The organism is Paenibacillus psychroresistens (assembly GCF_009728935.1).
In the GTDB taxonomy this organism is placed as follows: domain Bacteria; phylum Bacillota; class Bacilli; order Paenibacillales; family NBRC-103111; genus Paenibacillus_AC; species Paenibacillus_AC psychroresistens.
In genome coordinates this window covers 3,767,251-3,779,116 of sequence record NZ_CP034235.1, presented here as the reverse complement: position 1 = coordinate 3,779,116, position 11,866 = coordinate 3,767,251, and the positions used below count along the sequence as shown (strand labels likewise).

Sequence of the window (11,866 nt, the reverse complement as noted above, 5' to 3'; positions counted from 1 at the left end):
TCTCCTTATATAAACTTGTAAACAAAACTTAACTCAGCACAAGATAGCTGCGCCGAGTTAAGTTTTTCAATATCCTATTTTGTTGAAGAAAAATTATTTAGCTGCGCCTAATTGAACCCAAGCTTTTTGAATCTCATCAATCGCTTGATCTCTAGTTTTTGCTTTACCAATATAAGCTTGCATGATTTCGCCTAGCTTTTGGTTGAAGCTGTCCAAGGAGTAGATAATCGATAGATCGGCAGATTTTTCTGTTTTAAGGATTTCATTCATAGCTGTAGGGATTTGCAATGCCGGCATTTTACCATCTTTGATTGGTGGAATAACCTTAGCTACATCAGAGAACCACTTTTTCCCATAATCTGAAGTGTATAGCCAATTGAAGAACTCAACTGTTTCTTTAACATTTTTGGAATCCTTGTTAATTCTCAGTGCTTGATCCGCACCTGTAATAACCAATGCTTTACTTGGATCATCACTAACCGGGTAACCCATGATTCCCATTTGGAAGTCAGGAGTAATTTTAAGAATACCATCTTCTGCCCATGCGCCTTGACCTGTCATGATGGCTGCTTTTCCAGTTGCAAAGTCACTGGTTTCAGCTGAAAAATCTCTTTCCAACTGCTTTGGAAGGCCATTTGCAACAGTCAAGTCTACAAAATCAAAATAGTTGTTCATAATCGGGTGATCCTTGAAAGTAGTTGTTCCAGCAATAAACTCTCCAACTAATTTACCTGCATCGTCACTAGCTGCATCAACAAAGCTTTGCAGGATATGCTTTTGTACCCACCATTCTTTGTATCCGTTAGCAAATGGAGTAATGCCTTTTGCTTTCAATTTAGCAACCGCATCGTTTAATTGAGCTGTTGTTTTTGGAACTTCAGTAATTCCTGCATCTGCAAACAATTTCTTGTTGTAGATTAGAGCAAACAAGTTGCCTTTAACCGGAAGTCCTAAAACTTTACCATCTGCTGACATATTGTTTTTAACAGCGTCTGTCATTGCAGCGGCAAGCGGCTCATTGGTTAGATCTGCACTATATTCTTCATACTGCTTGATCTCGCCTCCAGCTGTTGACTGGAATACATCCGGGATATTGGCTGAAGCAATCTTCGATTTAAGAATCGTCGGATAATCAGCTTGGATAATTTCAAGCTCAATCGTTACATTTGGCTTAACTGTTTTGTATTCTTTAATATAAGCATTAAAAGCATCTGTGTATTCTGGTGAAGCTGTGAACATTTTAATCGTGACTGGCTTGGATGAATCTACTGCACCAGTTGCTGTTGGTGCTGAAGTACCCTCTGATGCCTTGTCCGAATTACTGCCACATCCTGCTAGTAAACCAACAATCACTGCTGAACTTACTGCTATCGAAACCATTTTTTTCATCTAGTTAAACCCTCCATTGAAGATAATTTTGCTACACCTTTATAGTAATAAAATTGATCTTTAATAAGAATGCACTTAAGTAATCTCTTATGGGTAAAAAAGTAATTTCATTTATTCCGGTTCGATCTGCCCTTGGTTTAGCCTTGAATCTGATGGTGAAATCTGATAGTAATTTTTAAACGCCTTACTGAAGTAATTTTTATCGCTGTACCCGAGCATTTCGGAAATGGTCTGTATTTTCAGATTGGAGTCATTTAGCAGCTCTTTAGCCTTCTCCATGCGCACCTTCTGAATATATTCATGAATCCCATAACCAAACTCCTGTTTAAACAGCTTCATCAAATACTCTCTGCTTAGGAAATATTTTTGGGTAAATAATGAGATTTTAATCGTTTCAAAATAATGATTATGAATATACTCTTTGATATCGTTGACGTTAAAATTCTTAGAGGACTTAATTGAGCTTTTTATCTTGTCGCTATAATAATGGAGAATATGAAACAGAACCTGCTCGAATTGTTCAAAGGAAGTATAGTCCAATGTAGTCCCCTGAGTCAGCAACGCGGCTTCGTAATCATTGGATAGCTCCTTCTGTTGTACACCAAATTCAATCGCAATATCCTGCAGTAGAATAAAAAACTCCAATAACGAACGATCTGCATTCCCTATATTAAAATAACCTGATTTCTTAATCTTATGTGTATATTCATAAAGAATATTAGTAATCGTGCTTTGATTGCTGTCTTCTAATGCACTTTTAATCAAACTCATCCGATTGGTAATCGAATGGCTCTCAAAGCTATCTTTATGGAGTACATAGATAAATATGGCTTCCTTCAAATCAATTAAATTCACTGAATTTAAGATAGCCTCTGCTGTTCGATAAGATACGGACAGCTCAAACGCATCCGAGCTGATATCCCCAATACCTGCTATAACTTCAATGCCGAATAACTCATTTAATTTTCTAACGACACGCTTCATAAAGCTAATGGATAACGATTTGATCTCGTCCGGGAATACACCTTCGTAAGTGAAAGTGATTATTATCTCGCGTTTTGCCTTAGGGTTTACGAAGCTGAAGCATTGAAAATTATCACTGCCCACCTCATTAATTACATTGGTGATAGCAAAATATAATAAATCAGACTCCTGATTAAAGCGTTTTTGTTTAATTTCCTCTAAATTCATGATTCTAAGCAAGGCAATACCAAAGCTATTGTTTTTATTGTCGGGAAAAATCATTTCAAGCTGCTCTTGATTGGTATGCCGATTTACTGTTTGTTCGATGATCGACATCAATATCTTCTCTTTAAGCTTAGGTAAAGACATATTCAGCGAGATATTAGCATCAATACTTTCCGTTTCCTTTTTCCTTTTTACTTTTAAGCTATCTATTGCTTTTTGAAGGACAACATTTAACTCCGTTTTATTAACAGGCTTTAATAGATAATCTGCTGCGTTGGATTGAATGGCTTGTTTGGCATATTCAAAATCACTATATCCACTGATTACAATGCGAACAAGGTCGGGAAATTCTTGGGTCACAAGCTTTAAAAACTCCGTTCCGTTCATTTCGGGCATTCGCATATCGACCAGCACAATATCCGGCCTTTCTGCTCGCACTAGCTCCATACCCATTTTGCCATTTATCGCTTCTAGAACGGAATCAACGCCTAAGCTATCCCAATCCCCGAGAATTTTGATCGCATCTCGTGATGGCTCTTCATCATCTATTATCAGTACTTTATACATCTTGGCTTCGACTCCCTCCAGGGATAATGATTGACATTTCCGTACCTGCTGCACTGGATTGGATAAGCACACCAGCTTCGTCTCCAAAAATCAGCTTTAATCGCGCATTTAAATTTTTCAATCCAATACTTTCGTCATCCCAATCCTCCCACTCCATTTGCAGCGATTGGTTAATTTCAGTAAGTTTATCAGGATCAATCCCTGGCCCGTTATCTTTAACCGTAATCACAGCATTAGATCCAGCAAAATGCACTTGAATAAGGATCGTGATCGTTGTTGAAATTTTTTCCAAAGCGTGTTTTATACAATTTTCTACTAAAGATTGAATCGATAATTTCGGGATATCCAAATCCAAAGCATAAACATCTAATTCATAAATCACTTCAAGTCGACTGCCAAATCGTGCCTTCTGGATGATTAGATAATTCTCAATATGCTTTATTTCATCTCGGAGCTTGACGATATCTTTGCCATTAATACAATATCTTAAAGTTAAAGCCAAAGCATCGACCATTTCAGTAATGTCCTGCATCCCATTCTTAAGAGCTTTGGTTGAGATGGCTTGCAACGCGTTATAAAGAAAATGCGGATTAATTTCGGCTTCTAAAGCTTTAAGAATCGCACTTTTCTCGATCAGCTTCATTTTATATTTTTCATTGATCAAGTCATCTATTCGAGTCACCATCGTATTGAATTGTCTGGAAAATAGCGCAATCTCGTCTCTGCCTTTAATTTCGGTCTCTACTTCAAAATAACCCTCACTAAATCGACCCATTTTTATAGAAAGCTTCTTTAACGGCTTTGTTATCGCATTTGAAATTAAAGCAATGAACAAGATCGAGACGGCTATGAATAAAAAACCAATTAAAAAGCTCAGGTTTCGATTAGTTTGTGCGACCTTATAAATCGCACTATTCGGAATAGCCTTCATTAACTTCCAATCACCAACTACATCAGCATTGTAGATGACCATATACTTTCCATTACCCTTCCCCCAAGTAAATCGCCCTTCCTGGTTAGCAGCTTTAAGCACAGAATTCGTCGTGGAGTTCTGAAAATCATCATAAAAATCAGCATCATCAAGGTAAAACGGCTTATTATTCGAATCGGAGAAAATGATATGCTCCCCTTCGTTTAAAGGAATATCCTTAACGATTTCGTCACGAACCGAAGTATTCATATAAAAGGAGATAACTGCTTTAGGAGCTCTGTCAATTAAGTTCCGCAAAGTTCGATGGTAAGCCATAAAGGTTTTATCATAATTAATCTGATACCCTTCTTTATTGGACAAAAGCAGGGATTGCACGGTACCGCTCTGATTATTTTGCGTGGCTTTTTTAAACCATTCTAAGTTGATAATATCCTCGTTACTATTATTGCGAACCGTCGGATTTTGATCTTCTCGTGAAATATAGTAATACTTTTTGCTGTCGATCAGATACAAATAAATCCCTTCGATATCTTTTCTGGAATAAAATAAGCCTCTCAGGTAATCCTCTAAATAGGACTTTGCGGAGTAATCATCCGATTCTGTTAAAACGGCATTCATCACCTGCTCAAATTTAAAATAAGGAAATGAGATCAGTTCAATATCTGCAATGTAATTACTAAAATTTTTGTTTACGAGCTTAAGATTACTTGTATTGCTTGTGATGATATTAGTGATCGACTCATTTTCTAACATTTTGGAGGAAATAAACGTCAGTGATACCACAACAAGCAGGATAAGTGTCGTAAATAGCAGGATGAGCTTGTTAAACAAGCGTTTGGTACTTTTTAGAATGAGTGCTCGGACTAATCCTTTGATCCACTCCATAATTGTTTTCATAGCTTCCTCATCCTCCATAATTAAGAACTCTGTCATTATAGCTTACCGCTCTGATCTAGTCTAATGAAGAGATATTAAAGAGATTACGTTATTACCCTATTCTGATTACTTAATCACATTTTTTTAGAGCAACAACTGAACTATACTGAGTTTACATTTAATAATGAGGTGAAGATATGTTTCGATTTGGCAGAAGATCGTTTGAGAAGATTGAATTCAGTTTATTTATACTACCTGCTTTAATTGCGATTGCTTGTTCATTTTTTATCCCTTTCTTTATGAGTATGGTTTATTCCTTTACCGAATGGAATGGAATTCAAAAAAGCCCGACATTTATCGGACTAGATAACTTCAAGCAAATTTTCTCCGGAGATACTAATTTTATTAGCTCCTCTATTTTCACCATCAAATACACGGTTTTGTACATTATCATCATCAATGTGTTTGCGATTTTACTTGCTGTCATTCTCGATCAGAAGTTTAAAACCTCAAGCATCCTAAGAGCAGCCTTTTTCATTCCTTATATCTTAAGCTTAATAGTGGTCGGATTCATTTGGAAGTTTATTTTCATGCAGGGCTTTGATGCTCTAGGTACGCTGACTGGATTTTCGTTCTTTGGATACAGCTGGCTAGGTACACCTAAATTAGCTTTTATCTCCATTCTGATGGTCTCCATCTGGCAATCGATTGGCTTCTACATAGTCATCTACATTGCAGGCTTACAGTCGATTCCTCAGGAATTACAGGAGGCTGCAACCATGGATGGTGCCGGGTTCATGCGGAGGTTTTTCAGCATTACGTTGCCTTTGCTTGCTCCATCTATTACGATTTCAATTTTCTTATCCTTAACGAATTCGATAAAAGTGTTCGATGTCATTCTTGCCTTAACTGGAGGCGGACCTGGAGGCTCAACGTACAGTATCACCTATGATATTTTCCGCGACACCTTCCAGAACAACATGTATGGTTATGGTACAGCCAAGGCTTTAGTTCTATTCATCGCTGTCTTGCTAATCACCATCGTTCAGCTTAAATACTTTAAGAGCAAGGAGCTTGAAAGCTGATGAAAACTCAAAAAACAGGCTTGATTTTATTAGAGATTGTGATGATTATATTGGCTATCGTTTTCTTATTTCCACTTTTCTTGATCTTCTACAATTCATTAAAAAGCTATTCAGAAATCCTGACCAATGTTATGGCTTTACCAACTCATTACCAATTCGGCAACTATTCGCATGTTTGGACTTTGATCAATTACCCGAGATTGTTTCTAAATAACTTTGTCATTACAGCTATAGCAATCGTCGGCATTATCGCTTTTGGTTCACTTGCCGCTTATAAGCTTTCCAGAACCAACAGCAGAATCAGCGGCATCATTTATATGCTCTGTATCATTCCGATGCTGATTCCCTTTCAATCCATTATGATTACGGTGCTAAAATTTTCTAAAATGCTGCATTTATCCGATACCACCTGGGGATTAGGCATTCTATACTGGGGCTTTGGAGCACCATTAGCCATCTTCATATATCATGGCTTCGTCAAAACCATTCCTAAAGAAATCGATGAAAGTGCAACGATTGATGGAGCTACTACGATCCGACTATTTAGAAGTGTCATTTTCCCACTGCTGCAATCTGTAACAGCAACCATCGTTATCATTGATGTTATGTGGATTTGGAATGACTTCCTGCTACCATTAATTATGGTGAACGGATCTGCTTCCACCAAGACTTTAACCTTGGCTGCTTATACCTTCGTTGGCCAGTATACAACGGATTGGCAATACGCAATGACCGCGATGGTGATGGCTGTGCTACCTTCCATTGTAGTGTTCATCGTGCTGCAAAAGCACATCGTTAAAGGTGTCGCGGCTGGAGCGATTAAAGGTTAATGCTGTTAATAATCGATTCATAATAAAAATCCCTTCCTTTTAATCGAGGAAGGGATTTTTATATTCTATAAATTTGCATGTGCCTTATGTTGAAAATTTCTAGCGAGCTTTCCTTCTTCTTTGAAAGAAATTGAAGTTAATTTTAGGCTCTGATTTTGCAGGATGCTCCACTTTAAGATTCCTTGCAGTAATGAAATGTACAATAATTTTGACTAGCACGCCGGTTAAAAACAAAGTGAAAAATGAATTGATGTAAGCCCAATTGCTTAATTCAGTGATACCTAAGTAAACAAAGAGCGGCAAGCCAATAAATGCGCAAACCAACGAGACTGCAATACTCGCAAGCAAATATCTTCCCCACGTACTAAAGGTTTGATGAATTAAAGCAATCATCACAGGAACAACAGCAAAATCGGCTGCATTAAGATGATTAGAGAACTGGACAAACTCGTGGGAATAACTCCACAATTGAAAAAAAGTTCCTATTTCATCTAAAGTGCCTGTTAAAAATCATTCCCGCAACGAGAGCCTTCGTATTATTCTTCTTTCATCCTCAGCTTAATTTGATCAATCACATCATGTAATTGCGGTGGATTTAGCAATTCTACTGGAGATACGCCTTTTTCAAATTGGATAAGCTCGCCTTCTATCAGGATTACATATCGTCCATTCAGCTGTGTGATATGAAGCTGATTGCCATAATCGGATAAAAGTGCTTTAATGTTGATCCCATCCAGCTTGAATTTAAGCTCAATGTCTTCCTTCTGCTCGACTAGCTGAGTTGTAGCTTCAATCACCTGTTCCGGTTCCCATTTCTTCTGCAGCACTCTTTTCTCGCTTGCTGCCCAAACCTCCAAGCTCGCTACTTCGTCCTTGCGTTCCTCATCCTCTTTATCCGGATACTTTTGCTCTATGTACTCATAGACCATGTTCGACATTTGCTCATTCATGATCTCTGGCATTGATTTTTCATAGGATATGAATTTTAGAAAATCTTCAAAATAACGTGCATGCGAGGCTTGATGTATTTTTAATTCACTCTCCTCGATCATGCCCGGTTCAGGCATATAAGGATATTGAATCGATTTAATGTTTCGGGCACTAATCGCCATTTCGACTTGCGAAATCAAGTTTTTTTCATCGGAAATCCGAGCAATATTAGGTTCAAAATCACATTTCATCACAAATAAAAAGGAGGCTTCCGTATATTTGGGCAGCTTAGCACGAGAAATAATAAACGCTCCGCCTCGTACTGAGCTTGTTTCCATATATAAGCGAACCAAACCATCACATTGATCCTGAAAATCGCCCTTGGTATCTGCAGTTAGAATATATTGAAGAAGATTATAATTCGGGTTGCTGTCGAGCTCATATCCAGGCTCTACTATAAAATGGCCAATTTTAGTTGGCGCTTGGTCCGTATTCGGGTTCTTTTCGACTTTACGTTTAGCAATTCTCGCAAATTCACTATTCAGAAAACCTTTTAAATCACTTTCCTGGTAGCTTTCCTGGTTCAAGGTTTGATAATGTTTAAATGCTTTTGTTGCATTCGTTTCCTTATCCTCCGCTTGAACCACGAAAAATGATAAATAATCAATTGAAAATTCCATTGCTGCACCCCAATTTCGCTTAATCACACAAAATCCATTGTATCATATTTTGCGGCTTCCGCTTATTGCGATTTTTAAACGCCTGCGATTTGAACCTTCTTGCCTGCTGCTTTGATCCGAATAGCCATTAATGCTGCATACAAACAAACGAACCCTGCTACGATAAAAGGTAAAGTATAGCTTCCTAATAAATCCCGCATAACGCCAGCACCATAAGCTGCAGTAGAAGCACCAATCTGATGAGCCACTACAATCCAGCCAAATACCATACCCGCCTTCTCTTTGCCAAAGACATCAGAGGTAAGTCTGACTGTAGGCGGAACCGTTGCGATCCAATCCAAACCGTAGAAAACGGCAAAGATTAACAACGATGTATAACCTAGACCCAAGGCTTGCGGTAAAAAGATCAATGAAAGACCACGAAGTCCATAATACCAGAACAGCAGCTTTCGACTATCAAATCGATCTGACAACCAACCAGATAATGTTGTCCCCACCAAATCGAACATTCCCATAAGTGCAAGTAATCCAGCCGCTGTTACTACTGGGATACCATAATCTCCACATGCTGGAATAAGATGCGTTCCTATCAAGCCATTAGTCGAGAATCCACAGAAGAAAAATGTTCCCGCCAGCAGCCAAAAGGTTTTATTCTTGGAAGCATCGCGAAGCGCACGTAACGGTACCATAAATAGATTTCCCGTAAAAGGTGTTGGCTTCAATATCTCATCCGTCCCAAGAGAAGCTTTCCCTACATCGAACGGATGATTTCTCATCCAGATAGCGACTACTGGAAGCAGAATCAGCAGCGCCGCTACTGTCGTATAAATCGCATATCGCCAGCCTATATTTATTGTAATGTTGGCTAGTAGCGGCAAGAAAAGCAGCTGCCCTGTGGCGGCACTCGCTGTAAGCATACCAACAACTAATCCTTTATGCTTGACGAACCAGCGATTTGCAATTGTTACTCCTAGAACATTGGCCAGCATACCTGTTGCAAGCCCAACAACTACACCCCATAACAGAAAGAACTGCCAAAGCTCTGTAATTTGCGGAGTCAGCGATAAGCTAACAGCCAAGAAAGCCATTGAGGTAACCATCATTCTACGAATCCCAAATTTGGCCATTAATGCCGCTGAGAAAGGTCCCATTAAACCATATAATAGAATCTTGATGGATACGGCACCTGAAACTGCAGCACGATCCCAACCAAATTCCTTTTCAAGCGGCAGCATTAAGATACTCGGAACAGAATTAATCCCTGCTGATACCAACAAAACCAAGAATGCGATGCCTACAACAAACCATCCGTAATAAACCTTTGAAGCCTTCGAAGTCTCTTGCATCTCATTCTCTCCAATCTTGAATAAATTACTGTATCAAATAATATTACAGTAAAAATCAAAAAAAATTATAAGCTTGCTTCCGCTTGCACTCGCTCCAAAATATCAGCGATTGTGTAATTAAGTAAATAATTGCCCACTTGATTTTCTAAAGCATCGAATATTCCATCCATGGCATTCTCAATATTAGCACCAATTAAACATTGCTTATTGGGATTAGGAAACTTAGGCTTTAAAGTCCCTTCTGATGTAAGCAAGTAAAGCTCATTCAAAGTGACATCCTCCGGCTTGCAATTAAGCTCAAAACCGCCCTTGGCTCCTTCTTTGGAATTAATGTAGCCTTGTTTACACAGTAGGCTTAGAATCTTGCGAACTCTGACGGGATGTACCGAAACACTTTGGGCAATTCGGTCACTTGGCGCACTCTGTGTAGGTAAATGAGCCAAATAAGAAAGACTGTGTACAGCTATCGTAAAATCACTATTCATAGGTGGCCACCTCTCACTTTCGTTAACTACAATATTATTCATTACAGTTAATTTCGTCAAGTAAAATATTTCATATCCATTCTGGGAAGGATAAACAGAGCAGTAAATTTTATAATAAGGAGTCGATTGTTCAATGGGTGAAGGAAAAAGCATGGATCCTGTTTCAAGCGAAGATGTTGAAACTGACGGCGTCTATACAACAGAATGGGGGCGTGAACAACTCTTAAAACGTGGAGATAAATTCCCAAGTGACGTAATGATGGGTGATACAGAATGGAAATTAGATAGGCTTCCCAATGAAGAACAGAAAGAAAAACTCAATCATGAGCGTGGAAAAAGAGAAACTTAGACTGCCAAATTACGAATTTTCTGGTTAATCTCCAATATCATTCTATAATGATATTGGAGGGATTGCTTTATTAACTCTGCCGTTAACTAGTATTACCTTTAACGCGATTGGCCATTTTCATTACGATATGTTTCCACTCAAGCGTACCTCCAACCTCTTATCCTTTAGCCGGCGACATAGCTTGCATCATAGTCACAATAAGGGAAACTTCGGCTTCTTATTGCCGATTTTTGATCAGTTATTTGGGTCTTCCATTTCCAAAAAAATAGAAAGCGAGACTCCTCCCCTATGATTCTCGAAGTCATATCCCATTGTGATCATTTCCGCCGCTTGCCATAGCATGTTTCTTGCGGTTTAATAGAGCATGCAATTCCTCTGACGAAAGTCCATGTAAAATCAACCGATACCCCGCACTAATCGTACTTAAAGGTACCAACGGATGCTTGTTATTCAACAGTGCCAAATGCTGGGGGCTATTTAAAATCGTTGCCGCATAAATCCCGATCGTTTCATCCAGCTGCAAGGAATTAGAAGCCCTCCAAAAGTCACTATCGGTTAAGAGTAACTGATAGACAGGTGTGAATATCTCAATCGCTGTGGTTAAATCCAAAAAGTTAGTCCAGCGATTGGGCATCGGCTCGATTCCTAAGGAATCATCCGAAATATTATCCAGATTGAGCTTTTCCGGCGGCTGCAAGCGAATATTCTTCTCTTTCAATTCTTTATTAAGTCGAATAATAAAATTATAAAGATTCAAATCGTGGATCAGAAATAAATTGTCTTTCACAGCCAGCAAGTTTTTCGGTTTTAATGGGTTCATTTCTATGTCTACGGAAGTATTGCTTTTGATGAAAGCCAGAATTTCTGAACCAATATTAAAATGTCGCAAAATCATTTCATTGGCTTGCGGAGACACGAAAGTTTTCATCCCCCAATAAAGGATCTGATGCAATAAACGCGGTGAAGTGAATTTTTTCGGAATAACCAATTTAATTAATTGAAATAATACAATGCAAAGTCTGGCAAATGGGCGTATTACAGGCAATAGAAATTGCCGTGATTTCGATTGAGCATCCTGTAGGAACAGCATCTTCGCTCGATTGTTAAAAGGAATACTTTTGTCCAAGTAAAGGGCTTGCCAGGGATTTGGGTCATTAGGATCTAGTTCCATTTCATCATAAAACGTTTTTTCCATGCTTATTTATCCCCT

General features: G+C 38.5%; 12 protein-coding genes. 4 read left to right on the top strand and 8 right to left on the bottom strand.

The genetic code is table 11. The annotated features are described in order from the left end of the window. Positions 1-93 precede the first annotated feature (93 nt). The 3 genes from EHS13_RS17080 to EHS13_RS17070 form a co-directional block, all read right to left on the bottom strand. The gene (locus EHS13_RS17080) at positions 94-1,389 is read right to left on the bottom strand and encodes an ABC transporter substrate-binding protein (protein ID WP_155701500.1); all 1,296 of its coding nucleotides are present in this window, start codon (positions 1,387-1,389) and stop codon (positions 94-96) included. A gap of 111 nt (positions 1,390-1,500) precedes the next feature. Then, positions 1,501-3,144 (bottom strand): response regulator transcription factor, encoded by a 1,644-nt coding sequence (locus EHS13_RS17075; RefSeq protein ID WP_155701498.1) that lies wholly within the window; start codon positions 3,142-3,144, stop codon positions 1,501-1,503. Continuing rightward, the gene (locus tag EHS13_RS17070) at positions 3,137-4,972 is read right to left on the bottom strand and encodes a cache domain-containing sensor histidine kinase (RefSeq protein ID WP_155701497.1); all 1,836 of its coding nucleotides are present in this window, start codon (positions 4,970-4,972) and stop codon (positions 3,137-3,139) included. The genes EHS13_RS17075 and EHS13_RS17070 overlap by 8 nt, the downstream gene beginning before the upstream one ends. 176 nt (positions 4,973-5,148) lie before the next feature. Between EHS13_RS17070 and EHS13_RS17065 the strand changes: the two genes are divergently transcribed. Continuing rightward, positions 5,149-6,036, top strand: coding sequence for a carbohydrate ABC transporter permease (locus EHS13_RS17065; RefSeq protein ID WP_155701496.1), 888 nt, complete (start codon positions 5,149-5,151; stop codon positions 6,034-6,036). Beyond that, positions 6,036-6,866, top strand: coding sequence for a carbohydrate ABC transporter permease (locus EHS13_RS17060; protein ID WP_155701494.1), 831 nt, complete (start codon positions 6,036-6,038; stop codon positions 6,864-6,866). The genes EHS13_RS17065 and EHS13_RS17060 overlap by 1 nt, the downstream gene beginning before the upstream one ends. Positions 6,867-6,965: 99 nt before the next feature. Here the strand turns inward: EHS13_RS17060 and EHS13_RS17055 are convergent, their stop codons facing one another. The 4 genes from EHS13_RS17055 to EHS13_RS17040 form a co-directional block, all read right to left on the bottom strand. Then, positions 6,966-7,334 (bottom strand): hypothetical protein, encoded by a 369-nt coding sequence (locus EHS13_RS17055; protein ID WP_155701493.1) that lies wholly within the window; start codon positions 7,332-7,334, stop codon positions 6,966-6,968. 68 nt (positions 7,335-7,402) lie between these two features. After that, entirely contained in the window at positions 7,403-8,476 is a 1,074-nt protein-coding gene (locus EHS13_RS17050) for a DUF3900 domain-containing protein (RefSeq protein ID WP_155705401.1), read from the bottom strand. Positions 8,477-8,550: 74 nt separating this feature from the next. Further along, positions 8,551-9,822: an MFS transporter gene (locus EHS13_RS17045; RefSeq protein WP_155701492.1), complete on the bottom strand. Its 1,272-nt coding sequence runs from the start codon at positions 9,820-9,822 to the stop codon at positions 8,551-8,553. Between the two features lie 65 nt (positions 9,823-9,887). Next, a complete protein-coding gene (locus EHS13_RS17040; protein ID WP_155701490.1) occupies positions 9,888-10,307 on the bottom strand; it encodes an Rrf2 family transcriptional regulator in 420 nt (139 codons plus the stop codon). 133 nt (positions 10,308-10,440) lie between these two features. On the opposite strand from EHS13_RS17040, the gene EHS13_RS17035 reads away from it, so the two are divergent. Then, complete coding sequence (locus EHS13_RS17035) at positions 10,441-10,656, top strand: hypothetical protein (protein ID WP_155701488.1); 216 nt, start codon at positions 10,441-10,443, stop codon at positions 10,654-10,656. Between the two features lie 34 nt (positions 10,657-10,690). Next, positions 10,691-10,948 carry a sterol desaturase family protein gene (locus tag EHS13_RS37550; RefSeq protein WP_405083587.1) on the top strand — a complete coding sequence of 86 codons (258 nt, stop codon included), beginning with the start codon at positions 10,691-10,693 and terminating at the stop codon, positions 10,946-10,948. A 9-nt stretch (positions 10,949-10,957) separates the two neighbouring features. Here EHS13_RS37550 and EHS13_RS17025 read toward each other — a convergent pair whose 3' ends face one another. Continuing rightward, positions 10,958-11,851, bottom strand: coding sequence for a DUF6999 family protein (locus EHS13_RS17025; RefSeq protein WP_155701486.1), 894 nt, complete (start codon positions 11,849-11,851; stop codon positions 10,958-10,960). Positions 11,852-11,866: the final 15 nt, after the last annotated feature.